This is a genomic window from uncultured Roseibium sp. (assembly GCF_947494555.1).
Lineage (GTDB): Bacteria > Pseudomonadota > Alphaproteobacteria > Rhizobiales > Stappiaceae > Roseibium.
Genome location: NZ_CANLVF010000002.1, coordinates 834,485 through 861,026, shown reverse-complemented (window position 1 = coordinate 861,026; position 26,542 = coordinate 834,485). Strand labels below are relative to the sequence as shown.

Genomic DNA, 26,542 nt, shown 5'->3' with positions numbered 1-26,542 from the left:
ATCTGCCTGTCGTCTCCGTAAACGAGCGAACAGGCGATCCTCAGCTTTCAATCCAATGCCAGGCTGTTTCAATTTCGTCGGTCGCGAAATGCATTTCGTGTATCCCGGCCAATTTGGCGAAAGTTGCGTCAATGGCGACAAGCGCAGCGATTAATTTACTGTCTGCTACGATGGCCACCTTGTGCAGATGCGCCATGTGGGTCAACGCCCATTTGACGTCGGCCGTTGCGGCTTCGATCGACATGAACGCGTGATCGCCAAGCACAATGAGGACGCTGATTTTGTCGTGTTTTTCGATCAGGTCCTCTGCTGCGGCAATGAGTTTCTTTTCCTGCTCGATGCCGATCTTGCCCGTGATCTCGACACCGAGAACCGGACCGTTGCTGCGGGGGAGGATCGTGTACATGGCCGATTTCCTCTGTTGCGTACCGCCGACTGACGATGGTACCGGATGCTAGAGCACCCGGCGCTGCCATAGCAAGAGGCAGACACGCCAACACGGGTTCGCTCTCGCCCGGCGCTTCCGGCTTCGTATGTCAGGCAGCCCCGTCATTTAAGGCTGAAATGATGTCCTGCGTGTTTCTGTCGACATAGTCCCGGATCTGCGATGTCAGGGCGGACACATCGGTGCGTGAACGCCCGTAGGTCATGTTGAACTCGTGAAATTCGACACTTTGGGGAGGCATAAGCTGATGCTGTAAAATCGTCTCGAGCTTGTCAAAAGCCTTGGCAAGCTGCGCCTCCGGTGTTTCCGCCTGTGCATATTCGTCCCAGAGCGCCAGCAGGTCTTGGCCGATTTCGTCGGGGAGTTCACGGCAAAGGATCAGAAAGTCCCGGCGCTCGCGTTCCTCGCGATCATCGCCTTCTTGTTGCAATGGGGCAGGGACGTCGCCTGATATCGCTTCTCCCAGATCATGTACCAGACACAGTTTGACCAGCTTCAGGAGGTCGATGCCGGCCAGTTCTCTTTCGAACAAGAGCACCATGAGCGAGAGCCGCCAGCTGTGTTCGGCTGTGCTTTCCGGTCGTCCCTGGCGTGTTGTGCCGGAACGCAGTGTGTCTTTGAGTTTCTCGCTTTCCTGCAGGAAAGCGAGGATGCCTTCCAGCCTTTGATGGGGAATGGCTGCCGGTGTGGTTGCAAGATCGCTTTTGGTCATGGTGCAGATACTAGCGATCTGATGGAGGAATGCGACGGTCCGAATATTTTATTCGGCGGTTACCGTGTCGTCACGCACCAGGCGTGCATACCGGCCATCGGAAAGCGCAAGACGTGATATCCGGATCCGGCTCTGCGGAATGGTGAGTTCCGCAAAGTCGGCGCGCTCGGTCTGGTACACAATGTCCGGTCCAAGCGGCTCAAACCAGCCTTTGTCCTCAAGCTTGTGCTCAACTTCGCGAATACTGTGCGATGCGAAGCGCCACAAAGGTTTGTCCATCAGGTCGGCGACCGGCACATGCCAAAGCCGGGTGCGCGCTGGAGAAACGGCAAGCAGGCGATGGGTAAGGTCGCACACCAGATGCACAGGTGTTGAGGCGCACGAAACAAGCTCCAGCAGAGCCCGGTCGGAAGCGGTTTCCGGGCGCGCCTGCAAAAGGCGCGTGATCTTGCGCCGATCTGCTTCGTCCGGTTCCAAGACGCCGCCTTCCCATCTCGAAATCCGGCTCTGCGAAACACCCAGATCTGCTGCGAGTGCTTCTTGTTTTAAGCGATTCAGGACCCTCCATCTGCGCAGGGAAGGGCCAAGGCTGGATTGTAATACTGCGGTCTCTTCCGTCATGGCGCTATCATAGCGCCATTCATTGGGCCATGGGAGTGCATCAGGTGGCGGATTTAGGGGACGGCACTTGGACGCAATTCACGGCGTCTTGAAAGCCCGGCTGGAAATCTGGATGGCATTGCCGTCCGGATCCTTTGCGTTGGCAAACTCATAACCGTCTGCCTGGTGGATTGTCCCGAACTTCAGACCTTTGTCAGCGCAAGCGCTGCTGAAAGCGCAGACGTCTTCCACATCAAAGACAAGCTTTAGGGAAACCTGCCCGAGTTTCTGGGCCTTTCCGGCCTTGTGAAGCAGAAGCCGGACGCCGCCGTCTTCCATGAAGAGCTCGGTGAGCCTGTCTTTCGGTGTCGTCATCACCTTGAAGCCGAAAAAGAACGCATAAAAGGAAGCGCTCATTTCCACGTCTCGAACGTAGAGAATGATCCGATTGATGCCAAGGTTCGGCGCTTGGCTTTGATTCGGCGCCGCCAGTCCTTCCGTTGCGCTCATTTTCTCAGTTCGCCTTGCGTAAAAGCGATCGAAGGATCGGATGAGTGCTCGACATTGTCGCCTTCTATGGAAACCCAGTCATGTTTGCGGTGTTCGTAAACGGAAAATCGTGGTCTTGGAAAATCCGGATCCGCGAAGGAACCAACCGGGACGGCGATGACACCGGGCCAGCCTTCGATCACGAAGGCAAGTGTCGATCCACAAACCGGACAAAACCGATAGGTCGCGACGTGCCCGCTGTCGCAATCCCGCTTCCACTCCGAATAGTTTCCGGAGAGCGCCACCTGATCGTCGGGCCAGCGCGCCTGCAGACCAAAGGCACTGCCGGTTCGCTTTTGACATTCAAGACAATGGCAGGCCGAAACACGCACGGGTTCTCCTGTGCAGACCACATTGAGTTGCCCGCATCTGCAAGATGCATGTCGCTCCACCATACCAACGGCTCCCAGGTTGCCTTTGCAACACCAAAGCACTCGATAGTGGCAGAACTCAATAGGGGTTTTGTCGAATACACCTATCGATATTTTTCAATAAAGGCATCAATCGGCAGGTTTCTGAAGTCAGGCAATCTTTCGCGCAATTGCGTGTGAGGCCAGTCCCACCAGGAGATTTCAATCAGGGCTTCTTCCTGTTTTTCGGTGAACCTGCGCTTAAGCGTCTTGGCCGCCACACCGCCGACCACGGTGTAAGGCGGAACGTCTTTGGTGACGACCGCGCCGGCTGCGACAATGGCACCGGTGCCGATGGTAACACCGGCGAGCACGGTGGCGTTATGTCCGATCCAGACATCGTGTCCGATGGTGACCCAGTCATCCTTGCGCCACTGAAAAAACTCAGTGTCGTCCTCACCAAGGTCGTAGGCGGCTGCACGATAGGTGAAATGATGCTGAGACGCGCGCCAGGTGGCGTGATTCCCCGGATTTATGCGCACGCGGCGGGCAATGGAGCAGAACTTGCCGATCGTTGACCAGACGACGTCACCTTCCTGAACGATATAGGAATAGTCTCCCATCTGGCTTTCGCGCATCTCGGTTCGCGCGCCTACCTCCGTCCAGATGCCGAGGTCGCAGTTTAAAACCTTTGCGTCCGGGTGAATGTTCGGAGCCTCGGTAAGCGAAGACTTTTGTGTTGGCGCAGACATGGTGAGTCCATCTGTTGTCGATTTTGGGAGCTGTGTTTTAGCGGGGACGCCGGTCGTGTTCGTGAAGGTTTGATAACAGTGGTGTGACGGATTCAATCTTTTTGCTTTGTCGAGCGACCCATATTTGATTCAAAACCGAGCGATCAGCCGAACAACGTTGCCGCGAATATTCCGATGATTAGGCGTAAAAGTAGTGCTGTTCGAATACCGCAGTGCTTTTACAAAGCGGCGGAAATTTAGTTATCCAGCTAATTCAGAAAAAGCGGGGCGGCTAGTATGTCATTGAATTGACATAAATTTTTAGCCTCACCGTTAAAAACCTGTCATGTGTTTGTAATCGATCAGTGGCTCTGTCCCCCGTGCGCTTAAGACAAGAAGGACAGGGCTAACGCGTGATTCAGTTTCAGAACGTCACCAAGGTTTTCGGATCGCGGACTGCGGTAAACAAAGTCAGTTTTAATATCGATGAACCGCAAATGGTCGGCATTATCGGGCGCTCTGGTGCCGGCAAGTCGACCTTGTTGCGGATGATCAACAGGCTGACCCCGGCCTCTGGCGGCGAGATCCTGTTCGAAGGCCGCGACATTCTGCGATTGAAAGGTGCAATGATGCGCCGCTGGCAGCGCGATTGCGCCATGGTGTTTCAGCAGTTCAATCTGGTGCCGCGCCTTGACGTGGCGACCAACGTGATGCTGGGCCGCTTGAATGGTCACGGCACGCTCAAGAGCCTCTTCAACATATTCAGTGCGTCCGATGTCGCCGATGCGCTCGCCGCGCTCGATCGCCTCGGCATCGTGCAGGAAGCGACCAAACGCGCCGAGGAGTTGTCAGGCGGACAGCAGCAACGTGTCGCGATCGCGCGCGCCTTGATGCAGCAGCCACACATGATCCTTGCCGACGAGCCGATTGCCTCGCTTGACCCCATGAACGCGAAAATCGTCATGGACGCGCTGCGCGAGATTCACGAACGCGACAATAAAGTCGTGATCTGCAACCTGCACACACTCGACACCGCAAGAACCTATTGCGACCGGGTGATCGGAATGCGGGACGGTTTCATCGTTTTTGACGGCAAACCGGAAGCTCTCACCACAAGTGCCGCCCGCGAGATCTACGGCGCTGACGAGAGTTTCAACGAGGCAGCGACATCCACTGCCATCGATGCCGGCCGAGCCGGCACCCAGGAATCCGCCGGTGCGATGACCCCGGCGGCAGCAGCGGTCTAGTCCGCCTGCGCACCTTTAAACGTCATCTGTTTCAGACCCTCGGGGAGTGTCCCAAATGAAAATCGTTTCCAAAGTTGCTGCGCTCGCTGCTGTCAGCATGATCGCTCTGAATGCGTCCGTTGCCGGCGCAGAAGAGATTACCGAGTTCCGTATCGGTATCCTTGGCGGTGAAAATGCATCCGACCGCTTGCGCGCTTATGAGTGCCTTGAGCAGAAAACCGCCGATCTGCTCGGCGTTCCGGTCAAGCTTTTCGCACCGGCCGACTATAACGGTGTGATCGAAGGTCTGCTCGGTGGCAGCCTCGATCTTGCCTGGCTCGGTGCCTCCAGCTACGCCAAGGTATACCTGACTGACCCTGAAGCGGTTGACCCGGTTCTGGTCAAGGTCAATGTTGACGGCGGCTACGGCTACTACTCCATCGGTTTTGCCCGCAATGACAGCGAAATCAACTCGCTGGAAGACATGAAGGGCAAGGTCTTCGGGTTTGGTGATCCGAACTCCACGTCTGGCTACCTGATCCCGTCCATCGCCATCCCGCAGGAAGGCTACTCGATGGAAGCTGGCGATTATTTCGGCGACGTCGTCTTCACTGGCGGTCACGAGCAGACAATCGTTGCCGTATCCAACGGTGATATCGACGCGGGTGTGACTTGGGCCGACGGTCTTGGCGAATGGGAAGACGGGTACAACTCCGGCGCTCTGCGCAAGGCTTCCGACGCAGGCCTCGTCGACATGACCGAGCTGCGTCAGATCTGGCAATCCCCGGTGATCCCGGAAGGGCCGATTGTTCTGTCCAAAAAACTGCCGGAAGACGTCAAAATCAAAATGACCGGTCTGGTCGCGTCCCTGAACTCCATCGATCCGGATTGCGCTTACAACATCGCTGCCGGTGAGACCAAGGGCTTCATGCCTATCACACACGAAGCTTACGTGAACATCGTTGAGGCCCGGAAGGCCAAGAACAAGAACTAAGGTTCAACTCAACGCGGACACGGGCCGGATGCCGGCCCGTGTCAGCTTGCAGCGCGATGCTGATTGGCATCCCGGTTGAAGCAAAGCGCGGGCGGCCGGATCAATCACCCACAGGATTGAGCTGGCAACATAGTCCGTCAGGCTGTGCCTCCCGGGTCCTTGCTGCAGCCCAGACCTGCGCATGTGGGGGCTTGGGTGACAAGACCACGAACTATCCAGGCAGCTTTCCGTCGCTGATACGCCAGATTTTATCACAGAAGGTTCCTCGAACATGGCCGTTGCCGCTCTCGAACAGGAAATCCTGACGCTGCGCAAGCGCCGCCAGCTGTACTCGTTGATCGGGTTGCTGCTGGTCGTCGCGGTGCTTGTTTCCGGGTTTTCGAAATCCAACGAGATGAATTCCGGCGGCTTCCTGCAGGGGCTCTCGAAATTTTTCGACTATCCTGGTGAAATTGTCGCCGAAGCCTGGCAGGCAGGGCCCGCTTTTTTCGGCCTCATTTTGACCTTTGCCCCGGCAATGCTGGAGACGCTGAATATCGCCGCGGTGGCAACGCTTCTGGGTGGTGCGATGGCGGTTGTGCTTGCGATGGCCTCGACACGCAACGTTGACAGCTGGGGACCTCTCATCCCGGTCGTCCGCCGCATCATGGACATCACAAGGGCCTTTCCCGAGCTGATCATCGCGCTGTTCCTGATTTTCGTTCTTGGGTCCAGCCCGGTTCCAGCGATGATCGCGGTCGCAATCCATACGGCAGGCGCTCTTGGAAAACTCTTTTCCGAGGTCAATGAAAACATAGACCGAAAGCCGATCGAGGGGTTGTCTGCCTGTGGGGCCAGCTGGCTGCAACGTATCCGCTATGCCGTGATGCCGCAGGTCGCACCGAACTATCTGAGCTACTTTCTGCTGCGCCTGGAAATCAACGTCCGGGCATCTGCCATTCTCGGCTTTGTCGGCGCGGGCGGCATCGGACAGGAACTGCGCCGTACGATCGGCTGGGGGCAAGGGGCAGGGGATGAGACCGCTGCAATCTTCGTGCTTCTGTTCTGCACCATCATGATGATCGACCAGGTCTCGTCCTACCTGCGTGGCAAACTCGTCGGCTCCGGCCGGGCGCATTGAGGAACTTCACAATGGCTGTCGACACACTCAATGAACCGGTCTTCGACCGCGAGGCCGTTTTCCGCAATGTTCGCCGCCGGGCCTGGATAACCATCGGCGCGCCATTGGCGATCATTCTTTATCTGACTTACACCTGGTTTGCCTTTGGCGTACCGGAATTGCTCGCAAAAGCGCAGCCCGAAAGAGCAGTTATCCTTGCGACTGACAGTGTCGCCTACAAGGTTCATGTCACCAAGCTTTTGCGCCGCGACATCATGGAAGTCGCCATCGAAGGCGAGCGCCGCGCGACATATGCGCAAGAGGATCTGCCTGACTGGGTCCAAGTTGATGGCACGGATGCGACTGTCGATCTCGGCGACGGGTATGAAGTCACGATCACCGGCAAGGTGATGGAGTTCTTTGTTCCCGGCTACGGAAACATCAAGGTTTCGGCAACGAATAGCGGCGTCACGACGGAATTGCCGCCCGGTCCCGTTCCGGAGTGGCTTAAGGACGATCCGAGAAAGTTCAATGCGCGTCCAACGCTTGATCGGCGCGTTCAGGTGACAAAGACAAAGATCGAAGTGCACAACTATTTCGGCGGTTGGGAGAATTTCTGGTTCTCATTTCAGTCGGAGCTGCACGGCATTTCCTTCAGCCAGCTTTGGGCACTCGCGCTTTCGAACGAGCGCATAGATCCGTCGCAGTCCAATATGTCGCTGATCATGCACGATTTTCTCGGAAATCCCGACTGGCAGCATGGCGAGGTGTTCACGGCTCTGTTCGAAACGATCATGATGGCCGTTCTTGGTACTCTGATTGCTGCGCTTGTCGGTTTGCCGCTGGCGTTTCTGGCTGCGCGCAATTTCACGCCATCCCTCATCTTGCGGTTCGGCATGCGGCGAGTGTTCGATTTTCTCCGCGGTATCGATATGCTCATCTGGTCGCTGATCTTCATTCGCGCCTTTGGCCTCGGACCTCTGACAGGAGCTCTTGCGATCGCATTCACCGATACCGGCACTCTGGGCAAGCTGTTTTCCGAAGCGCTTGAGAACATCGACAACAAACAGGTCGAAGGCGTCAGGGCGACGGGTGCCAGCCAGATCCAGCGCTACAGGTTCGGCGTCATTCCCCAGATCCTGCCGGTTTTCGTGTCCCAGGTTCTCTACTATCTGGAATCCAACACACGATCTGCAACCGTGATAGGGGCCCTTGGGGCAGGGGGCATTGGCCTGATGCTTGTCGAGACGATGAAGACGTCCCGCGACTGGGAAAACACCAGCTACATCATCATCCTCACGATTGTCGTCGTCATCATGATGGACCAGGCATCGGGATGGCTGCGGCGCAAACTCATCGAGGGCAAATAGAAGACTATTCTCGTGCTGATTAACGAATGCCTTGAGCGTTGCGTTTTGCCGGGCTTCGTGATTCGGTGTTTGCATGCAGGATGTACCGAGCAAGCAGGCAAACATCGGATTGCTGATCATTGATGTGCAGAAGGGCTTTGTAAGCCCGGCGACCACGCACATTCCGGCAATCGTCGAAGAGCTCCAGGATTCATACGCTCATGTAGCGGCTTCAAGATTTATCAACCGGCCCAACTCGCCACATCGGCGGTTTCTCGGCTGGAACCGCTTGCTGCCGGACACTGAAGAAACCGAGCTTGCCTTCACGCCTTCATCGGGGGCGTTCGTCTTTGAAAAACCACAATACTCGGCGGTTTCGTACGATTTGCTGCGGTGGATCCATCTCAATCGGCTTTCGGAAGTTCACCTGTGCGGCATCGATACCGAAATTTGTGTTCTGACCTCGGCAACGGCATTGTTTGAAGTTTCCGTCAAACCAGTCGTGCTTGCATGGGCCTGCGCGTCTGGTGGAGGTGCGGAAGGTCATGCGGCCGGGCTCGTTGCTCTTCGCCGTCTGATTGGCCGCGACAACGTCTGGGCCGATGGGTCCGGTAAAAGCTGTTTTGACATTGACCAAGAGTGATTTTGCCAGCGCATGCGCTGTTTTTCCCGTTCGCCATCGGATGAATGGGGTTAAGTCAGAAGTCATCCCTTTTTCGCCGCATTTCCGTCGTGGCATGGTCACAGCATCGAAATGACGATTCAACGCTCTTGGAGGGGCACATGCCGTCAACAGGCTGGAAGAGACTGGCAGCACTGACACTTGGGTCGGGACTGGTACTGAGCGCCAATTCCGGAAGTGCGTTGGCGATCGAAAGTTGCGTTGCGTCTTTGAAGCAACAGGCTGTTTCGGCGGGCGTGCGGCCCGACATCGCCGATCGCATGCTGAAAGATGCCTCTTTCGATGAGAAAGTGATCAGGTTCTCGACCTCGCAGCCGGAGTATAAGACCGAGATCTGGGACTACATGGCCTTTCTTGTCGACGCGGAACGCATCAAGGACGGCAAGAAAAACCTTAAAAAGCACCGAAAGACGCTCAGCGCGATCGAGCAGCGATATGGCGTCAACCGCCACGTGGTCCTCGCGGTGTGGGGGATCGAAAGCGATTTCGGTCAGTTCAAGGGTGATTTTTATACGCCTCACGCACTTGCGAACTTGGTGTGTGCTGGCAAAAGACGGCAGAAGTATTTCAGGGGTGAATTGATCAAGACACTCCAGATAGCCTCGCGCGGTGACGTTCCGGTCGGCGACTTCCAGGGCTCCTGGGCGGGTGCCTTCGGGCAGACCCAGTTCATGCCCAGTACCTATAACAGCCTTGCCGTCGACTTTGATGGCGATGGTCGCAAAGACCTTGTCAATTCGGTTCCGGACGCCTTGGCATCAACCGCCAATTTCCTGAAAAATGCCGGTTGGCGGGACAGCCGTGCCTGGGGCTATGAGGTCCAGGTGCCTTCCGGTTATTCCGGACCTTCGGGTCTGAAGAAACGGGCTGCGTTATCGACTTGGGGCCAGCGGGGCTTTAAGAAAATCGGCGGTGGAGGTCTCTCCGGCAAGACCGAAGCAGCTCTGATCCGCCCGGCTGGTGCAAACGGTCCTGCGTTTCTGGTGACGCGTAACTTCAATGCCTTGCGCTCATACAACGCGTCGACCTCCTACGGTCTGGCGATTGCCCTTTTGTCGGAACTCGTTTCCGACGGTGATCCGTTCAAGACACCCTGGCCGACCGATAATCCCGGACTTTCCAGGGCTCAGCGGCTGGAATTACAAAAACTGTTGAACAAAAATGGCTTCAATGTTGGTGAGCCCGACGGAAAAGTTGGGCCGCTGACCCGCGCAGGAATTCGCAAGGCCGAAGCCAAATACGGGTTGCCCGTCACAGGGCGACCGTCCTGGAAAGTCTACTCGGCTCTAGGAGGCAAATAGCCGTCAGATCCGGTTTCAGGCGCAGACCGGACATTCTGTCGCATTCTGACTTTGCGTGAATTCTCCGTTTTCAGCATTGTTTTGTTGCACTGCGAAAAATCGCGTCGCAATATACGCCGCAAATTGTGGAGAATTGCGATGTCCGGTCGAATATTGACAGTTGCTCAGCAAAAGGGCGGGTCTGGCAAAACGACGCTTGCGGCCCATCTTGCCGTTGCGCTTGCGAGGCACTCGGGCGAACCGGTTGCCATTCTGGACGTCGATCCGCAGGGCTCACTGGGGACCTGGTTCGAAGCACGCGAGCAAAATCTCGGCGAAGATGAAACCGGCCTGGAATTTCGCACGGCATCGGGCTGGGGAGCGCGGCGAGAGGCCAGATCACTGGCGCGCTCACATGGATATGTCGTGGTCGACACGCCGCCGAAAACCGACACGGATGCAAAACCGGCCATCGACGCGGCTGACTACGTTATTGTACCTGTTCAACCGACACCCATTGATCTTTGGGCAACATCGCAAACGATCGAGCTTGCCGCGCGCGAGAGTACGCCTGCTTTGCTGGTTCTCAACCGCGTTCCACCACGCGCCTCCCTGACAGGTGAAATGGCTGAGGCGATTGCCGAATCCGGCTATGACACGCTCGAAACACGCCTTGGAAACCGGACCGTCTTCGCCTCAGCGATGGGCAAGGGATTTGCGGTGACTGAAGATGCTCCTTCCAGCAAGGCGTCGCAGGAAGTCGCCGCTTTGATTGATGAACTGGTCGCCAGGATCGGCTAGCAGTCTGGACAGGACCGCCTGATACAATTTTATGCCTTGTCCTTGTCACGTTCCGGTGCCTTGATAGAAGAAATTCTCGGTCCGGGAGGACAGTCATGTTTCTTTTTTCCAAGTTTTTAAATCCAGAACGGTCATCTTCAGTGTTTAAAATCCGCCGATCACCCGCCCTTCTCTTCAGCCTGATTCTGTTGGGTGCTACCGCACTTCAAGGCACACCGGTCAGTGCTCAGGAAAAACGCATCGTCACGATCGATGATGCCGACTTCTTTGGCGGTGACTACAGAACAGTGAAGGACGTCGATCTGGACGGCTGCAAATCCGCGTGCCTCCAGGACAATCAGTGCCGCGCATTCACCTACAATACATCCGCAAACTGGTGCTTTCTGAAGTCCGATTTTGGTCAGCTGCAAGGTTTCAGCGGAGCAATTGCCGGTCGAGTTGTCGAGTTGCAAGCCCCGCGCGCTGATCTCAGCGCAGATCGCCAGGCAGAACTGGCATTCCTGTCCCGGGAGCGTTTGGAAAGCGCGGAAACCTATTCGCAAAGCGTTGCAAATGCGCGCCGCACGTCGGGAGCTACTGTCGAGCAACTGCGGGCAGACGGGCTTGCGGCCCTCAGAAGCCGGGACGGTGCGCTCGCCGAAGCTGATTTTGTGAAATTGATAAATCTGGAGCCTGGCGACTTCGAAGCCTGGACCCAGCTCACCGCAGCTCTTCTTCTTCAAAATCCCGATAGCTGGCAGGAAAGGGAAACCAAACAGAAGAATGCGATTTCGGCTGCGATCAACACTTATCTGCGTGCGATCGATCCTCAGGAACGCGCTCTGGCGCTTGATCTGATTGGGCGATCATTGGTTCGTCGGAGCGAGTATAAACCTGCGATCAAGGCGCTCAGGGCCGCGCTTGCGCTTGAAGAAAATGATGCACTGCGAAGGCGCTATGACGAACTTGTGGCGCAGCATGGCTTCCGGATCGTTGATCATCAGGTTGATTCCGACAGCGTGTCTCCGAGGATCTGTCTTGTCTTTTCCCAGAAGCTGCCTGTCGGTGAGGATCTTCGCCCTTACGTAAATGTCAGGGGCTCAGGCACCGTTTCTATTGAAGCGGAGGGAACTCAGATCTGCGCGGACGGGTTGGAACACGGAGCCCGCTATCAGGTCACCGCACGCTCAGGGCTACCGGCTGCTGACGGTGAAAAGCTTGAGAAGACAGCAGAGCTGTCAATCTATGTGAAAGACCGGTCTCCGTCGGTGCATTTTCTGAGCCGTTCCTATGTTCTGCCGTCCGGCGGCACGCCCACGATCCCGATCGTGTCGGTCAATACGAACGAGATCGAAACGGCCATTTATCGTGTGGGAACCAGGTCGGTCGCCGACGTGCTTCGCGATAACCGGTTCCTGCGTCAGCTCGATTCCTGGCAGGCAGATCGGATCGAAGAGGAACTCGGCGAAAAAGTCTGGTCCGGTATCCTGGAGAGCGAGAACCTTCTCAATCAGGATGTGACAACTGCCTTCCCTGTTGCCGAGACCGGAATCGAGCTGAAGCCCGGCATTTACGCCATGACGGCACGCTCGAAACTCGACACTCAAAACAGGTGGGGAACGCTGGCGACACAATGGTTCCTTGTCTCCGATCTCGGTCTGACCGCGCTCACGGGCGACAACGGCATCGCTGCGAACATCCGCTCACTGTCAACGGCAAAAGCGATCGAAGGCGTGTCCGTCAAGCTGCTGGCAGTGAACAATGAAATTCTGGCAGAAACGCAGACGAACGAAGCGGGCTTTGCCGAATTTGGGGCGGGCCTGACACGCGGTCGCGGCGGGCAAGCGCCAGGTGTCCTCATTGCAGAGACCGACGGTGGCGACTATTCGTTCCTGGACTTGCGTAAACCCGCTTTCGACTTGTCTGACCGGGGTGTCGAAGGCCGGCCCGCTCCGGGCCCGCTAGATGTCTTCGCCTGGACGGACCGCGGGGTCTACAAGGCAGGCGAGACGGTTCATGCCCAGGCCTTGTTGCGCGATGCGAAAGCTGTTGCCCAGGAAGATTTCCCGCTGACCTTCGTTTTCTCAAGGCCGGACGGCGTCGAGCACGCTCGCTTTACGGTCACCGACAGCGGCCTTGGCGGCCATTTGCAGGATCTTGAACTTGCTTCGTCTTCGCAGCAGGGCATCTGGTCCTGGCAAGTCTTCGCCAACCCCAAGGGCAGTGCTCTCACGCAGACAACCTTCCTTGTTGAGGACTATCAGCCTGAACGCGTCGACTTCGAAATGAAAACCGACGCAGAGACCTTCAGTCGGACGTCGCCGACACCGGTTGCTCTGGATGCCAGATTTCTCTACGGCTCCCCGGCAAGCGGTCAAACGCTCGAAGGTGACATCATTGTACGTCCCGTGCGCGCGCTGAAAGCCTTCCCCGGCTATCTTTTCGGCCTTGAAAACGAAGAGTCCTACTCACAGCGCGGCGCGCTGCCATCCGGTTTGAAGACGGATCAGGACGGCAAGCTCTCCTTTGAGGTAACACTGCCGGACTTGCCGGAGACCACAGCACTTTATGACGGTGAACTTGTGGCACGGCTTGTGGAAGCGGGCGGGCGCTATGTCGAACGTGATCTGGACCTCCCCATTGCGCTCGATGGGCCACGAATAGGTATCAGGCCCGCATTTGACGGTGGTGTCGACGAAGGCGGTCCAGCGGCCTTTTCCGTCATCGTCGTCGACGCCGATGGCAAATTGCAGGACGCTACCGGTTTGTCGTGGACGCTGTCGAAGGTCAATCGCAGATACCAGTGGTACAGGCTGGACGGGCGCTGGTCCTTTGAACCGATTACGACGTCCGAACGCGTAGCCAGCGGAAATCTTGATCTCGACGCATCGAAGCCCGCCGAGCTTTCGCTTCCGGTCGAATGGGGCGAGTATCGGATTGACGTGTCGGGAAGCGGTACCCTTCAGGCCGTCTCGAGTTTCACCTTCAATGCAGGCTGGTATTCGGCCGACGCCACCTCTGATACGCCCGATTATCTTGAGGTCGGTCTCGACAAGGCCAGCTATCGTCCAGGCGATATCGCGAAATTGCGCCTGAAACCGCAAATGGCCGGCATTGCGGTCGTCAATGTGGTCTCGGGTGGTTTGCTTGCAAGTCAGACGGTGGAAGTAACTGCTGAAGAAACCGAAATCGATATCCCTGTGAACGATGACTGGGGGGCTGGTGCATACGTGACTGCGAGCCTCTACCGCCCGATGGATATTGAGCAGAAGCGCATGCCGTCTCGTGCGGTCGGTCTGTCCTGGTTAACAGTCGATCCGGAAGAGCGCGTGCTTGGTGTGGAACTGTCGGCCCCGACCCGCATTCTTCCCGAAACGACGCTGAACGTTCCGGTGCGGCTGACAAATCTAGAAGCGGGCACACAAGCCTATCTGACAGTTGCGGCCGTTGATGTCGGCATTCTCAACTTGACGAACTTCAAGACCCCGGACCCTGACACCTGGTACTTCGGTCAGCGGCGCCTGGGAACGGACATAAGGGATCTCTACGGACAGTTGATTGACCGGATGGCTGGCACGCAAGGCCGTGTCAGATCGGGCGGCGATGCGATGGCGGTGCGCCTTGATTCACCTCCGCCGGACGATGAGCCTGTCGCACTTTTCTCCGGCCTGGTAAATCTCGGGACCAATGGTGAGGCCACTGTTTCCTTCGATGTGCCCGCGTTCAATGGCGCGCTGCGACTAATGGCTGTCGCCTGGACAAAGGAAGGCGTCGGACACGCCGAGCAAGACGTTGAAGTGCGCTCACCTGTGGTCCTGACGGCAAGCGCGCCGTCTTTCCTGGCACCTGATGACACCTCACGCCTCGCAATCGAAATCGACAACGTTGACGGGGCAGCAGGAACTTATGAGCTCGAAATATCAGCCGCCGACGGCTTGTTCATCGGTGACACTTCGAGCAATGTCCGCTCGCTGGAGATCGGCGTAGGAGAAAAAGCCGTCGCCCTGGTGCCGATCCGGGCGGGATCAGTACCGGCAGAGAGCGAACTGGTTGCGGCCCTGACCGGCCCTGACGGAGAAACCACCGTCAAGCGGGTTGCTTTGGACGTCAAAGATACGCAGCCGGAAGTGGTTCGCAGGTCATCGTTTCAGCTTGCTGCTGGCGGCAGTCTGACACTCAGCTCGGACACCCTGGATGGGTTGCGAGCAGAAACGGTAGACGTGACGCTGACGGCAGGAGGGGCTGCGAGCATTGACCTCGCGGGTTTGCTGGCTGCTCTCGACAGGTACCCATATGGCTGCACGGAGCAGACAACCAGTCGGGCACTTCCCTTGCTTTACCTGAGCGAAGTTGCCGAGGCTGCAGGTCTTGGCGGTGATGATGCCATTCGTGAGCGTGTCGTGAAGGCGATTGCCGGCGTTCTGGCAAATCAATCCTCGTCCGGCGAATTTGGTTTGTGGAACAGCTACGGTGGAGGCGACACGTGGTTGTCAGCCTATGTTACCGACTTTCTGACCCGAGCGCGTGAGAAAGGATATCAGGTTCCCGATCTCGCTTTCACGACGGCTCTCGACAATCTTGAGAACCGGCTTGCCTATGCGTCCGACTTCCAGAACGGCGGCGAGGGCATTGCTTATGCGCTCTACGTTCTTGCACGCAATGGCCGCGCCTCAATGGGCGATCTGCGATACTACCTCGACGCCAAACTGCAAGATTTTGCAACGCCGCTTGCCAAGGCGCAGGTCGCAGCCGGACTTGCGCTCTACGGTGAACGGGAGCGGGCGGTAACGGGCTTCAGCGCGGCGCTTGGCGCCCTGCCAGGTGAGCGGAAGCAGTCATACAGGAGCGATTACGGGTCGCGTTTGCGAGACAGTGCCGCCATTACGGACTACATCGTCTCAGCTTCCGCAGGGACACGGCTTCAGGACGAAACCGTTGAGCTGTTGAAATCAGCGCAGTCGCAGACCGCAAGCCGGTCGACGCAGGATATGGCATGGCTGTTGCTCGCGGCGCAGGCGCTGAACGAATCGGCGGATGAGGCCAGGATTTCGATTAATGGAACCGAAACTCCCGGTCGCCTCGCTTGGTCGCTCAAGGGCGGCGACGTTGACGCAGACCCGGTTAGCGTGACGAACAACGGCACGTCTCCGACAGATCTTCTCGTGTCGGTGGTCGGGCAACCTGTCGTTCCCGAGCCGGCTGGAGGGCAGGACTATTCTGTTGAACGTGCAATCTATGATCTCGACGGAATACTGGTGGATCCCTCGGCCGTGCCCGTGAATACGCGCTTGGCGGTCGTTGTCACCGTGCGCGCGCTGACAGATCAACCGGGTCGGCTCATGGTGGTCGACAGACTGCCGGCCGGTCTTGTCATTGATAACCCGCGCCTTGTTCGGTCCGGAGATCTGGGGGGGCTCGAATTCCTCTCAACGATTGACAGACCTGAACATGCTGCGTTTTACGATGACAGGTTTGAGGTTGCGGTGGACCAGACGCGGCAAAGTGGGAAGGAGTTGACGTTCGCATATCTTGCGCGTGCGGCAACGCCTGGCGAATTCGCGCATCCGCCCGCCTCCGTTGAGGACATGTACCAGCCGGACCGCCGGGCGATCACGCAAACCGGCAGGTTCAATATACTCGGTCCCGTAAGGTGAGTTGGCGGGCGACAGCCCTGTTGAAACAAGGCTGGTCGCGCATCTGGCGGCCCGGCATCGTCATAGCTGCATGTTTTTCGGTGTTGGCAGGGGCGGGCGTCTGGAAGGTCCGGCATGACGTCGACCGTCTGGATCCGCTGCCGCCGGTTGCGGATTTGCCACTTTCAGTGGTCGTGCTGGATCGAAGCGACCGGCTGCTCAGGGCGTTTACCAGCAGCGATGAAAAATGGCGGCTTCCGGTGAAGCTGGCGGAAGTCGATCCTCTTTATGTGGAAATGCTGCTGGCCTTTGAAGACAAGCGCTTCTTTGAACATGGCGGTGTTGATGTCCGTGCGCTCATGCGATCACTTGTCCAAAGCGTGCGCCATGGCCGGGTCGTTTCCGGCGGGTCGACCCTTACAATGCAGGTCGCAAGGCTTATTCACGAACGTCCGACCAAGAGTTTCCGGCGGAAATACGAACAGATCCTCACGGCATTCAAACTTGAACGCACTTTCGACAAAGAGGAAATACTTCGGCTGTATCTGTTAAGAGCGCCGTTCGGTGGAAATGTTGAAGGCATCCGGGCAGCAAGCCTGACATGGTTTGGGAAGGAACCTGGACGATTGACGGCGGCGGAGGCAGCCTTGCTAGTAGCTCTGCCGCAAAGCCCGGAAGCCCGGCGGCCGGACCGCTTTGCACAGAACGCGCGAAAAGCGCGCAACAGGGTGCTCGCCCGAGCCGCAGCGGCTGGTGTCATTTCTCAAGGCGAAGCTGCATCGGCGTCTGCCGAACCGGTCCGCACACGTCGCTACGACATGCCTCTCCTTGCGGCTCACGAAAGCCGGCATGTCCGGAACACATATCCAACGCGCGCGCTTCATCGTCTGACGCTCGACAAGACCCTTCAGGCAACTTTGGAGGCGCAGGCGCGCAAACGTGCCGGTACGCTTCCATCGCCAATATCATTGGCAATCATCGTCGCCGACCACAGCAGCGGCGACATTCTTGCAAGGCTCGGGTCTCCGGATCTTCTGAATGAGACACGTCTCGGACATGTTGACATGACCCGTGCGATCCGTTCGCCGGGATCGACGCTCAAGCCTTTCATCTATGGGCTGGCATTTGAAGAAGGTGTTGGCGTGCCGGAAAGCCTGATCGCCGACAGACCGACAAATATCGGAGGCTATCAGCCGACAAATTTCGACCGCGCCTATCAGGGGACAGTGACTTTGCGCGAAGCGCTTCAGCTTTCCTTGAACACCCCGGCGGTCCAGCTGCTGGAATCGGTGGGGCCCGCACGCTTGATGGCCCGTTTGAAACGTGCCGGCACCCGGCCCGAACTTGAAAAAGGCACAAGCTTCGGCCTTGCCATAAGCCTTGGCGGTCTTGGGCTCACGTTGAAGGACCTGGCACAGGCTTATGGCTCACTGGCGAACGGTGGTGGGCCTGTTGGTTTGAAAACCTGTCGCGCAGATTGTCCTGAAGACGATCGCAAAGCCCGTGTTTTGCCCGTGCTGTCGCCGAAGGCGGCGGAGATGGTCGCGGATATCTTGAAGGGAATGCCGCAGGCGCGCAGCGCGGAGACGCAGCATATCGCCTACAAGACGGGTACGTCCTATGGTTACAGGGACGCCTGGGCCGTGGGTTTCGACGGACGGTACGTGGCTGCCGTTTGGATAGGGCGTACGGATGGGTCTCCAGTTCCGGGTCAAACCGGTCAAAAAAACGCCGTGCCAATTCTTTTCGAGGTCTTTCAAAAGCTGGGTCCGAGTCGCGTGCCGCTGCCAAACACGGCATCCGATCTGCCAACGGCATGGCAATCCGCCGTGCCGCCTTCTTTGAAGTTTGCACGGACTTCAGGACACCGCATCGAGTCTGGATCAAGTGAGACGTTATCCATTGCCTATCCCCCGGACGGGGCCGAACTGGATCTCGGTCTCGAATCAACAAGTCAGGGTTTGCATTCTGCCCAACCGCTTGTTGTGAAGTTCAAGGGGGGCGCTGCACCTTACGCTGTCCTGGTCAACGGGCGTCCGCACCGGACAGACTACGGTCAAAATCAGCTGGTCTTGCAGCCCGAGGCTCCAGGATTTGCAAACGTCATGGTGATGGATGCGAAGGGCGAAAGCGCTGCGGTCTCAGTCAAGATGCGATAACTGGATGACCAAAGACACATTTAGCTGCGCGGCTGCAAGGATACCCAAGGCCGTCTTGTCTCTGGCCGAACAAGCGCGTTGATCGCAGCGATCTGGTTGCTGCCGAGCAAAACCTTGCCCCATGATGAAGGCATATCGATTGCCGATCAGGATGCCCGGGTAATATTTGGATAGAGGCTGACCAACCGACGGAGCGAAAGATACTGACATCGAACGTCGGGCAATCGACGGTTCCATAAAGTGGCGGCCGGTCTCTTCTTTGCTCATGAGGCAGACGTTGGCTGTTCCAACTCAGGCGTGGGTGTCACCGGCGTAGAAATCGACGGTCTCGACGAACTCAATTTCGGTGTTCGCATGCAGCGCACTTTCCAATCTTCTGAATTTTTACTGACAGGGCGACACTGAGTTCCAGTCGGATATACGGCCCGGCACGCTTCAATCCGCCTAACCGTCCCTGTTTATGCTGGGCCGATTCCCTCTATATCTGACGCCGATTCCATGTGTCCTACACACTCTGTTAAGGCTGGTTTGCAAGCGGTTTTGGTCCGCTAGGCCGCTCTTTTCCTAACAGTTTCTAAAGATCCACCCTGGTTTTGTGACATTCGCGCAACACCGTATTTTGAAAACAGCACCAGAACCCTTGGTCAGGCGCATTCTGTGTTGAACCGGGAAAGCGGATGCGTATGGTCAGTGTGCGAGCGGCTTCGAGCCGCACTGGTTTGCATGCCTCGGACGTCCAACCTCCGGTCGGAAGCAAACGCAGAGAAAATTCGCGGGGACAAATGGCGCTTCTGTTTTGAGTGCCGATTGAAATGACTGATTGGAGGTCAGAAATGAAACTCAAGGGCTTGATGCTCGGCGTGGCAGCTGCTGCTACCGCTACCACCGCTCAGGCAGCCGATCTTCCGGTTGCTCCGGAGCCGGTTGACTACGTTCGCGTCTGTGACGCTTACGGCTCTCGCTTCTACTACATCCCGGGCACAGAAACCTGCCTGCGCGTTGGTGGCCGTCTGCGTACGCAGTTCGTTGTCAACAACGTTCTGGACGATGGTAACTGGGGCAACCGTGATCAGGATGGCTACTCCTGGCTGACACGCGGCTACGCTTACCTCGACGCTCGTACGGCAACTGAATTCGGCACTCTGCGTGCTTACGTTGCTCTGCGCATGGACATCACCAACGGTGTTGCCGGCGAAAAGCTTGACGCTGGTTACATCCAGTGGGGCGGCCTGACAGCTGGTTACCTCGGTTCTAACTTCAACATCTACACCGGTCAGGTGTTCATGGGTGTTGTCACTCGCGACTGGTCTGACTCCACGATGAACCAGATCGCTTACACCGCTGCTTTCGGCAACGGCTTCTCCGCAACGATCGCTCTTGAAGACCGTTCCGGCCGTGAAGTCGGCGCATACGGCGGCACACGTGCTCCTGACGTCGTTGCTGCTCTCGGCCTGTCCCAGGGCTGGGGTTCTGCACAGCTCTCCGGTGCTCTGCACCAGGTCTACCCGGACGTTGCCAACAACAACGCTACCGGTGGTGAAGACAACTACGGTTGGGCAATCGGCGCTGGTGTAAACATCAACCTGCCGTTCGCCAACTCCGGTTCGAACCTCTTCTTCCAGGGCTTCTACGCTGACGGCGCTCTGTCCTACATCGGTAACGGCATCACCGGCGTAACAGGTGTGTCCGACTACACCGGCGACGACACCAACAGCGGTTTCTCCGTATCTGCTGGTGTGTACATCCAGGCTACTCCGACCATCGGTCTGGCAGCTGACGGATCCTACGCACAGGTTGACATGGACCAGAATGCAGCCATCGGTGATGTTGACCGTTGGGCAATCGACGGTTCGGTACAGTGGGAGCCGGTCTCTGGCTTCGTCATGGGTGCTGACATCGGCTACGCCAACACCAACGTTGACGGTATCAACGGTAACTCCGGCACCGATACTGACGAACTCCTCTTCGGTGTTCGTATGCAGCGCACTTTCTAATCAATCCTCAAAAGAGGTTTGATGGAAAACCCGGCAGAAACGCCGGGTTTTCTTTTATTGTTTATTGAAGTTGGCGGCGATGGTTCGATTACGCGTCCGATTCTCGAAAAGCTACTGTTTTTTCGAGCCATTTGCGTTTCGGTACGTCTCTACAATTGCGCCAAAAACTCAGCGATCGCTTCGTGAGTGTCGGATTCCCACAAAACCGGAGCGTGACCTTGTCCCGGGATCGTTTTGAGCCTTGCATTCGGATGCATCTCGATCATTTTTTTGCAAGTTTCTGAACTGAGAAGGTCCGAGTGCTCCCCGTGAACTACCATGACCGGCCTATCTGTGAGCTTTTCGTAAAGAGGCCATAAGTCAGGGGCGGGGGCAGCGTCATCAAGACTCGCCAACTGGTGTGCCAAGGCAGGATCATAGTCCATCACAAACTTGTCGTTCCGTGCCGATGCAAGTTGACCGGCAAGTTTCAACCACTCCGGTCTGGTAAATGCGGGAAACTGGCGTCCAATTGTACGCTCCAGGTGATCAGCAACTTCTTCCGCCGATCCGCAGGTCATATTGTGGCCGAGAGTCGCCGCAATTCTATGAATTGCACGCATTTCGATATGGGGGCCGATATCGTTGAAAATGACAGCCGCCATTCGTTCGGCAGGATATCTGTAGCTCATCGCGAGCGCGTGCAGCCCACCACGTGACGTGCCAAGCACCGCAAAACGGGTTAGCCCAAGGGTCTCGATCGCAAGTGAAATATCGTTTTCTTCAATGGGCAGCGCGTAGTTTCGCCAGTCTTCGTCCCAGTCGCTTTTGCCACGCCCGCGATAGTCAAGTGCGATCACTCGATGATGTCTTTCAGAAAGAAACGTAGCTATATCATTGAAATCACGGGAATTTCGTGACAAGCCCGCAAGGCAAAGTACTGTGATCTTGGCGCCCTCATCCGGTAAGCCATCGGGACTTTGGACCCATTCGCGCCCGCATAGGCGCAGGCCGTCGGCACTCTGCCACTCGAATTCCCGAGACCCGGTAGCCTCTGTGGTCTCAAGATCGGACAGCGCTTCTGTTGGCGCAGTGTTCATGTGTGTCTCCAAAACGCTTCCACCCTTTGATTTTCTCAAAAGATAGTGTGGCGCTTTGTGCGCTGCCAATAGTTAGACTTCGTATTTCCCGTCATGAAGGGGTGGGTGTCGCGAAAAAAACGCAATACGCAAAAGAAAATCCGGCGGGCGCACTGAAACGCAATGGGAAGGATTGCTCCTTTTGCAGCAGGTGAGTATGTTGCGCCTCCATTGAGATCGGTCGATTTGCCGTCGCCGTCACCACAAAGTTAATCCAAGAGGAAACCGAGATGTTCAAAGGCTCCATTCCAGCGCTGATTACCCCGTTCAAGGACGGAGCGCTCGATGAGAAACGGTTCCAGGACTTTGTGGAATGGCAAATTTCGGAAGGATCGAACGGATTGGTTCCGGTAGGCACGACTGGCGAAAGCCCGACCCTCAGCCACGAGGAGCACAAGCGTGTCATCGAACTGTGCGTTGAAGCCGCGGCGGGGCGGGTGCCTGTCATTGCCGGCGCCGGGTCGAACAACACCGTTGAAGCAATTGATTTTGCGAGACACGCGGAAAAGGCAGGGGCGGATGGTTTGCTTGTTGTCACACCATACTACAACAAGCCCAACCAGGCGGGTCTCAAGGCGCACTTCAAGGCGATCAATGATGCCGTGGGCTTGCCGATCCTCATTTACAACATCCCGGGGCGGTCAATCATCGACATGACGCCGGAAACAATGGCCGAACTTTTTGAAACCTGTTCCAATATTACAGGCGTCAAGGACGCCACGGCAGACCTTGCAAAGGCGAGCCGTCAGCGCCACTTGTGCGGGCCGGGTTTCAATCAGCTGTCCGGTGAAGATATTTCGGCTCTGGCTTTCAACGCTCATGGAGGCGTTGGATGCATCTCGGTTACGGCAAATGTGGCACCACGTTTGTGTTCCGAGTTCCAGGCAGCCACATTGGCGGGTGATTTTGCCAAGGCCCTGGACTATCAGGATCGCCTCGCACCGCTGCACCGCGCGCTCTTTTTGGAGCCAAGCCCGACCGGTTCCAAATATGCGCTCTCCGTTCTTGGAAAGATCGAGGAAGAAATGCGTCTGCCTCTGGTCCCGGTAACTGAACAAACTCAGATCGAAATTCGTCATGCCATGGCGCATGCGGGTCTGATCAACTGACACAGGCAGGGGTTTCGCCCCCTGAAGGACAAAAATGGCTTCGAAAAAGGGAGGCGATCCGGGAAGAAAGATTATTTCGGACAACCGGAAGGCCCGTTTCAACTACGAAATAGAGGACACGCTGGAAGCAGGCATCGAGCTCAAGGGCACGGAAGTGAAATCCCTGCGCAATGGCAAGGCGAATATTGCCGAATCTTATGCGGCCGAATATGGCGGTGAGCTCTGGATTTATAACGTCTACATTCCAGAGTATCTGCAGGCCAACAGGTTCAATCACGAGCCTCGCCGTCCTCGTAAACTTCTTCTGCATAAACGCGAAATCGGCAAACTTGCCGGTGCTGTACAGAAGGAGGGCAAGACAATTGTGCCGCTCAAGCTCTATTTCAACGACAAAGGGCGGGCGAAACTGGAACTTGCGTTAGCGCGAGGCAAAAAGCTGCATGACAAGCGCGAAACTGAGAAGAAACGCGACTGGCAGCGGGAAAAATCCCGTCTTATGAAGAACCTGGGCTGAAACCGGTTTTCCACATGTTGGAAACTCGATTTGCGCAGATCCACTCCACCTGTTGATATCTTGCGGATAACATGTGGAGTGCCTGTGCGTTGGCTGTGGTTATGCCTTTCTCGTATTTAGCCTTTTTCCCGGGGATTTCCTGAAGTCAAGTTGTGGAGCTTTGCCTCAGGTGCATCAACTGGTTTCTTAAGCCATCAAACTTGCTAATATGCCGCGCGTCCTGTCCGGGATCTGGACCGAGCGCCTGGAATTGCGATCTACAAAAACATGAACAAAGCGGCCATGGGCTGCAGTTTCAGAAGTTTCGCCAGCAAATAAGCCAACCCGGAAAACAACAGAGCTGGTGCCGAGTTTTTCGATTCTAAGGCCTGCGGAAACGACATCAGGGAAGGTCAATTCCGCGAAGTAGTGACAGCCTGTTTCCACAACAAGAAACACCTGATCACTCGTTCGTGGTGCAAGAAGACCGTTTGTGACGTACCAGCCATTTACGGCAGTGTCGAAGAAGCTCAGATACTGTACGTTGTTCACATGCCCATAGATGTCCACATCCATCCACCGCGTGGGGATTTCCTGGAACGCCTTGAAGAATGATCTGGCTAGTGGTCTGGGGCGCTCTTCCTGTGGATAACCTGTGGAGTTCATAGGGCGGACCTATAGATATCCAGGGCGTCCTCTTCCGTCAGTTCCCGAGGATTATTCACCAGAAGTCTGGTCTGTTTCATGGCGTCCCGCGCCAGTTTCGGCAGGTCGGATTCACCAATCCCGAGCGTGCTCAGCCGGGTTTGGAGACCCAGCCTTTCTGAAAGCTCACCCAGCTTGGTCGCAAACTCCGCCGCTCGCTCGCTCACGTCGGTGATCTGACCAAGATCCGGGAAAAGTGCTGGCGCGATCTCCGCGTAGGCGTGGGCGGCGCTGACACTGTTGAACCTCATGACATGCGGCAGGACCAGCGCATTGGACAATCCATGGGGGATATGAAATGTCCCTCCAAGAGGATAGGCAAGGGCATGGACAGCTGCCACAGGCGAGTTGGCGAAGGACATGCCGGCAAGCATCGAGCCCAGCAGCATGGCGCTTCTGGCGCCTTCATCGCCCGGTGATGCAACAGCGGTTTCAATGTTGGCTCCCAGCAGGCGCAACGCTTCGGTTGCCAGAGTTTTGGAGACCGGATTGTTGTTTGCCGACAACGACGCGTAGGCCTCAATGGCGTGAACCATGGCATCAATACCCGTTGCCGCTGTCACAGGAGCCGGGAGCCCGAGCGTCAGTTTTGCATCGAGAATGGCAAAGTCCGGCAGAAGTAATGGTGAGACAACTCCTCGTTTTTCCTCTTCACCAACGGTGATGATTGATATGGGCGTGACTTCGGAGCCCGTGCCTGCTGTCGTTGGAACAAGAACCAGGGGAAGCCGCGGACCCTGCGCATTGCCGATGCCCCAGGCCGCGTCGAGATCTTCTTCGCTCCTGGCAAGAAGGGCAACGAGTTTGGCAACGTCAAGCGAGGAGCCACCGCCGAAACCGATTACCGATGTTGCTCCATGCGATCTTGCGGCCTGCGTCGCCGTTTCGACCAGAGACCTTGGGGGATCGGCGACCACGTCTTCAAATCGGCCGACTTCATAACCGGCGTCCCGAAGGGCAGATAAGGACGGTTCGAGCAGGCCCAACGAAACGATACCGGGATCCGTAACAACAAATGGTCTTGGTCCAAGGCAAAAAGCTGCATGCTTTTCGATCCGCGATGCTGCTCCTGTTTCAAACAATATGCGTTGGCTGGTGTTGAAAGCGAAAGGACTGATCATCTGTTCCCCCGGAGTCGAGCGGACGGACAGATTGCCCGCTGTGTTTGCGTGCGTCGAGAGCTGATTTCGCCGAGGACCGATGGACGTGGAAATCAGGCGTGCATGCGTGCTCCCTTGGTGATTTTGTCGGAGATCTTCTTGTCTGCGTGGAGGGCCAACCCGACGACCTTTGCTTCCTCCGGTGAAAACTTTTCGAAAACTGCACGATTCGCCCTGTCGTGACCGGTTGCGAACATCTCCTCCAGATACACACTGGTCCTGACATCGCGCTCGAGCGCGCGCGTGTGGATCTTCTTGAGCGTCGCTTCGTTGGCGCTCAACACGATGATCGGCTGGACGCTCATGGCATTGTAGTCGTTGCCTACCGCATCGCGGTAGGGTTCTCCGATGATGTCCGGTTTAGAAGCGGCGACACCTGTCGCCAGAAAAGCTGTTATATTGAGTTTTTGCCAGACGGCCAGGTCTTCCCTGACAACCACGACAAATTTGGTGTCGAACATGCTTCGCAACTCCATCAACGGGCTTCGATCAACAAGGGTTTGCGCGAACCTAGGATGCGATGAGAACGCGGGTCTTGAACGTTTGTGCAAAGTTAAGACCGACGCTATTCATCTCGCGCCGGCCGAAGAGGGGATCGAGCGGATCGAGGCACGGTTTTCCGGCAACGGTTTCGACCTTCACCGGCATGATACGTATGCGATCGGCTTGACTTTGAGTGGTGTACAGTCGTTCAGGTATCGAGGTGAGACGCGGGCGTCTCTGCCTGGGCAAATCATCGTCATACATCCCGACGAACTTCATGATGGCGGGGCCGGGACTGAAACGGGTCTACGGTACCGAATGATCTATCTGCAGCCAGATTTTCTTGCTGAAGCACTGCATCATGCGGGCGTTCAAGGCTTGCCCTTCGTGAAAGATCCCGTCTTAAGCGACCCGGAACTCCAGCTGAGCATTGTCGAGGCGCTCGAAGATATTGACTGCGAAATGGGAGAGCTGAAACGCAGCAACCTCGTTTCAGAACTATCAAGTTGCTTTACGAGACTGGCAGCCAGTAGGCCGCTGAAACAACGATGCCTGGATTGGCGCGCCTTGTGGCAATGCACTGATTTCCTGAAGGAATGCCATCAGCAACCCGTTGCGGTCAAGGATCTGGAAAACCTCTGCGGCCTGGACCGCTTCACGTTGTCGAGACAATTCAGACAAGCGTTTGGCACCAGTCCCCACCGCTATTTAATCATGCGCAGACTGGAGAGCGTAAAAGGCCTGCTTGCGAAGGGCACTTCGCTTGTTGATGCGGCAATGGAAAGCGGATTTGCGGATCAGAGCCACATGACGCGGCAATTCAAACGTGCATTCGGTATGACGCCTGGAACCTGGCGAAATCTGAACGCCGCCAGGACTTGATGACCATTC

General features: G+C 56.6%; 24 protein-coding genes. 13 read left to right on the top strand and 11 right to left on the bottom strand.

Features of this window, described 5'->3' with window-relative positions:
• Window positions 1-40: 40 nt before the first annotated feature.
• From Q0915_RS12455 to Q0915_RS12430, 6 genes are all read right to left on the bottom strand, one after another.
• Complete coding sequence (locus tag Q0915_RS12455; protein WP_299471846.1) at window positions 41-406, bottom strand: STAS/SEC14 domain-containing protein; 366 nt, start codon at window positions 404-406, stop codon at window positions 41-43.
• A 130-nt stretch (window positions 407-536) separates the two neighbouring features.
• Complete coding sequence (locus Q0915_RS12450) at window positions 537-1,157, bottom strand: HD family hydrolase (protein ID WP_299471845.1); 621 nt, start codon at window positions 1,155-1,157, stop codon at window positions 537-539.
• A gap of 48 nt (window positions 1,158-1,205) precedes the next feature.
• Window positions 1,206-1,778 (bottom strand): helix-turn-helix transcriptional regulator, encoded by a 573-nt coding sequence (locus tag Q0915_RS12445; protein WP_299471844.1) that lies wholly within the window; start codon window positions 1,776-1,778, stop codon window positions 1,206-1,208.
• A gap of 78 nt (window positions 1,779-1,856) precedes the next feature.
• A complete protein-coding gene (locus tag Q0915_RS12440; protein ID WP_299471843.1) occupies window positions 1,857-2,267 on the bottom strand; it encodes a VOC family protein in 411 nt (136 codons plus the stop codon).
• On the bottom strand, window positions 2,264-2,638 hold the full coding sequence (locus Q0915_RS12435; RefSeq protein ID WP_299471842.1) for a GFA family protein: 375 nt from the start codon (window positions 2,636-2,638) through the stop codon (window positions 2,264-2,266). Before Q0915_RS12435 ends, Q0915_RS12440 begins: the two co-directional genes overlap by 4 nt.
• A gap of 143 nt (window positions 2,639-2,781) precedes the next feature.
• Window positions 2,782-3,408, bottom strand: coding sequence for a DapH/DapD/GlmU-related protein (locus Q0915_RS12430; RefSeq protein WP_299471841.1), 627 nt, complete (start codon window positions 3,406-3,408; stop codon window positions 2,782-2,784).
• Between the two features lie 392 nt (window positions 3,409-3,800).
• Between Q0915_RS12430 and phnC the strand changes: the two genes are divergently transcribed.
• From phnC to pbpC, 9 genes are all read left to right on the top strand, one after another.
• Window positions 3,801-4,634 carry a phosphonate ABC transporter ATP-binding protein gene (gene phnC, locus Q0915_RS12425; protein ID WP_299471840.1) on the top strand — a complete coding sequence of 278 codons (834 nt, stop codon included), beginning with the start codon at window positions 3,801-3,803 and terminating at the stop codon, window positions 4,632-4,634.
• Window positions 4,635-4,689: 55 nt separating this feature from the next.
• Window positions 4,690-5,607, top strand: coding sequence for a phosphonate ABC transporter substrate-binding protein (phnD, locus tag Q0915_RS12420; protein WP_299471839.1), 918 nt, complete (start codon window positions 4,690-4,692; stop codon window positions 5,605-5,607).
• Between the two features lie 271 nt (window positions 5,608-5,878).
• Complete coding sequence (phnE, locus tag Q0915_RS12415; protein WP_299471838.1) at window positions 5,879-6,727, top strand: phosphonate ABC transporter, permease protein PhnE; 849 nt, start codon at window positions 5,879-5,881, stop codon at window positions 6,725-6,727.
• Between the two features lie 11 nt (window positions 6,728-6,738).
• Complete coding sequence (phnE, locus tag Q0915_RS12410) at window positions 6,739-8,076, top strand: phosphonate ABC transporter, permease protein PhnE (RefSeq protein WP_299471837.1); 1,338 nt, start codon at window positions 6,739-6,741, stop codon at window positions 8,074-8,076.
• A 73-nt stretch (window positions 8,077-8,149) separates the two neighbouring features.
• Window positions 8,150-8,698 carry an isochorismatase family cysteine hydrolase gene (locus Q0915_RS12405; protein ID WP_299471836.1) on the top strand — a complete coding sequence of 183 codons (549 nt, stop codon included), beginning with the start codon at window positions 8,150-8,152 and terminating at the stop codon, window positions 8,696-8,698.
• A 140-nt stretch (window positions 8,699-8,838) separates the two neighbouring features.
• Window positions 8,839-10,038, top strand: coding sequence for a lytic murein transglycosylase (locus tag Q0915_RS12400; RefSeq protein WP_299471835.1), 1,200 nt, complete (start codon window positions 8,839-8,841; stop codon window positions 10,036-10,038).
• A 138-nt stretch (window positions 10,039-10,176) separates the two neighbouring features.
• Window positions 10,177-10,818 carry a ParA family partition ATPase gene (parA, locus tag Q0915_RS12395; RefSeq protein ID WP_299471834.1) on the top strand — a complete coding sequence of 214 codons (642 nt, stop codon included), beginning with the start codon at window positions 10,177-10,179 and terminating at the stop codon, window positions 10,816-10,818.
• 140 nt (window positions 10,819-10,958) lie between these two features.
• Window positions 10,959-16,451 (top strand): MG2 domain-containing protein, encoded by a 5,493-nt coding sequence (locus Q0915_RS12390; RefSeq protein ID WP_299471833.1) that lies wholly within the window; start codon window positions 10,959-10,961, stop codon window positions 16,449-16,451.
• Window positions 16,452-16,471: 20 nt separating this feature from the next.
• A complete protein-coding gene (gene pbpC / locus Q0915_RS12385) occupies window positions 16,472-18,589 on the top strand; it encodes a penicillin-binding protein 1C (protein ID WP_299471832.1) in 2,118 nt (705 codons plus the stop codon).
• On the opposite strand, the gene Q0915_RS12380 is transcribed toward pbpC, so the two are convergent.
• Window positions 18,572-18,856 carry a hypothetical protein gene (locus Q0915_RS12380; RefSeq protein ID WP_299471831.1) on the bottom strand — a complete coding sequence of 95 codons (285 nt, stop codon included), beginning with the start codon at window positions 18,854-18,856 and terminating at the stop codon, window positions 18,572-18,574. The genes pbpC and Q0915_RS12380 overlap by 18 nt on opposite strands.
• Window positions 18,857-19,422: 566 nt before the next feature.
• Here Q0915_RS12380 and Q0915_RS12375 point away from each other — a divergent pair.
• On the top strand, window positions 19,423-20,583 hold the full coding sequence (locus Q0915_RS12375) for a porin (protein ID WP_299471830.1): 1,161 nt from the start codon (window positions 19,423-19,425) through the stop codon (window positions 20,581-20,583).
• A gap of 149 nt (window positions 20,584-20,732) precedes the next feature.
• Here Q0915_RS12375 and Q0915_RS12370 read toward each other — a convergent pair whose 3' ends face one another.
• The gene (locus Q0915_RS12370; RefSeq protein WP_299471829.1) at window positions 20,733-21,662 is read right to left on the bottom strand and encodes an alpha/beta hydrolase; all 930 of its coding nucleotides are present in this window, start codon (window positions 21,660-21,662) and stop codon (window positions 20,733-20,735) included.
• A gap of 269 nt (window positions 21,663-21,931) precedes the next feature.
• Between Q0915_RS12370 and dapA the strand changes: the two genes are divergently transcribed.
• Entirely contained in the window at window positions 21,932-22,810 is an 879-nt protein-coding gene (dapA, locus tag Q0915_RS12365; protein WP_299471828.1) for a 4-hydroxy-tetrahydrodipicolinate synthase, read from the top strand.
• Window positions 22,811-22,844: 34 nt separating this feature from the next.
• The gene (smpB, locus tag Q0915_RS12360) at window positions 22,845-23,324 is read left to right on the top strand and encodes an SsrA-binding protein SmpB (protein WP_299471827.1); all 480 of its coding nucleotides are present in this window, start codon (window positions 22,845-22,847) and stop codon (window positions 23,322-23,324) included.
• A gap of 186 nt (window positions 23,325-23,510) precedes the next feature.
• Here smpB and Q0915_RS12355 read toward each other — a convergent pair whose 3' ends face one another.
• The 3 genes from Q0915_RS12355 to Q0915_RS12345 form a co-directional block, all read right to left on the bottom strand.
• On the bottom strand, window positions 23,511-23,969 hold the full coding sequence (locus Q0915_RS12355; RefSeq protein WP_299471826.1) for a thioesterase family protein: 459 nt from the start codon (window positions 23,967-23,969) through the stop codon (window positions 23,511-23,513).
• Complete coding sequence (locus tag Q0915_RS12350; protein WP_299471825.1) at window positions 23,966-25,129, bottom strand: iron-containing alcohol dehydrogenase; 1,164 nt, start codon at window positions 25,127-25,129, stop codon at window positions 23,966-23,968. Before Q0915_RS12350 ends, Q0915_RS12355 begins: the two co-directional genes overlap by 4 nt.
• A gap of 92 nt (window positions 25,130-25,221) precedes the next feature.
• A complete protein-coding gene (locus tag Q0915_RS12345; RefSeq protein ID WP_299471824.1) occupies window positions 25,222-25,629 on the bottom strand; it encodes a DUF2000 family protein in 408 nt (135 codons plus the stop codon).
• Here Q0915_RS12345 and Q0915_RS12340 point away from each other — a divergent pair.
• Window positions 25,628-26,533: an AraC family transcriptional regulator gene (locus Q0915_RS12340; RefSeq protein WP_299471823.1), complete on the top strand. Its 906-nt coding sequence runs from the start codon at window positions 25,628-25,630 to the stop codon at window positions 26,531-26,533. The two genes, Q0915_RS12345 and Q0915_RS12340, sit on opposite strands and share 2 nt — an antisense overlap.
• Window positions 26,534-26,542: the final 9 nt, after the last annotated feature.

Coding starts and splice junctions, on each gene's coding strand:
- Q0915_RS12345 (WP_299471824.1), bottom strand. CDS start 25,629: ATGTTCGACACCAAATTTGTCGTGGTTGTCAGGGAAGACCTGGCCGTC.
- Q0915_RS12440 (WP_299471843.1), bottom strand. CDS start 2,267: ATGAGCGCAACGGAAGGACTGGCGGCGCCGAATCAAAGCCAAGCGCCG.
- Q0915_RS12400 (WP_299471835.1), top strand. CDS start 8,839: ATGCCGTCAACAGGCTGGAAGAGACTGGCAGCACTGACACTTGGGTCG.
- dapA (WP_299471828.1), top strand. CDS start 21,932: ATGTTCAAAGGCTCCATTCCAGCGCTGATTACCCCGTTCAAGGACGGA.
- Q0915_RS12350 (WP_299471825.1), bottom strand. CDS start 25,129: ATGATCAGTCCTTTCGCTTTCAACACCAGCCAACGCATATTGTTTGAA.
- phnE (WP_299471837.1), top strand. CDS start 6,739: ATGGCTGTCGACACACTCAATGAACCGGTCTTCGACCGCGAGGCCGTT.
- Q0915_RS12375 (WP_299471830.1), top strand. CDS start 19,423: ATGAAACTCAAGGGCTTGATGCTCGGCGTGGCAGCTGCTGCTACCGCT.
- Q0915_RS12380 (WP_299471831.1), bottom strand. CDS start 18,856: ATGAGCAAAGAAGAGACCGGCCGCCACTTTATGGAACCGTCGATTGCC.
- phnD (WP_299471839.1), top strand. CDS start 4,690: ATGAAAATCGTTTCCAAAGTTGCTGCGCTCGCTGCTGTCAGCATGATC.
- Q0915_RS12455 (WP_299471846.1), bottom strand. CDS start 406: ATGTACACGATCCTCCCCCGCAGCAACGGTCCGGTTCTCGGTGTCGAG.
- Q0915_RS12445 (WP_299471844.1), bottom strand. CDS start 1,778: ATGACGGAAGAGACCGCAGTATTACAATCCAGCCTTGGCCCTTCCCTG.
- smpB (WP_299471827.1), top strand. CDS start 22,845: ATGGCTTCGAAAAAGGGAGGCGATCCGGGAAGAAAGATTATTTCGGAC.
- phnE (WP_299471838.1), top strand. CDS start 5,879: ATGGCCGTTGCCGCTCTCGAACAGGAAATCCTGACGCTGCGCAAGCGC.
- Q0915_RS12340 (WP_299471823.1), top strand. CDS start 25,628: ATGCTTCGCAACTCCATCAACGGGCTTCGATCAACAAGGGTTTGCGCG.
- Q0915_RS12370 (WP_299471829.1), bottom strand. CDS start 21,662: ATGAACACTGCGCCAACAGAAGCGCTGTCCGATCTTGAGACCACAGAG.
- Q0915_RS12405 (WP_299471836.1), top strand. CDS start 8,150: ATGCAGGATGTACCGAGCAAGCAGGCAAACATCGGATTGCTGATCATT.
- Q0915_RS12355 (WP_299471826.1), bottom strand. CDS start 23,969: ATGAACTCCACAGGTTATCCACAGGAAGAGCGCCCCAGACCACTAGCC.
- Q0915_RS12430 (WP_299471841.1), bottom strand. CDS start 3,408: ATGTCTGCGCCAACACAAAAGTCTTCGCTTACCGAGGCTCCGAACATT.
- parA (WP_299471834.1), top strand. CDS start 10,177: ATGTCCGGTCGAATATTGACAGTTGCTCAGCAAAAGGGCGGGTCTGGC.
- Q0915_RS12450 (WP_299471845.1), bottom strand. CDS start 1,157: ATGACCAAAAGCGATCTTGCAACCACACCGGCAGCCATTCCCCATCAA.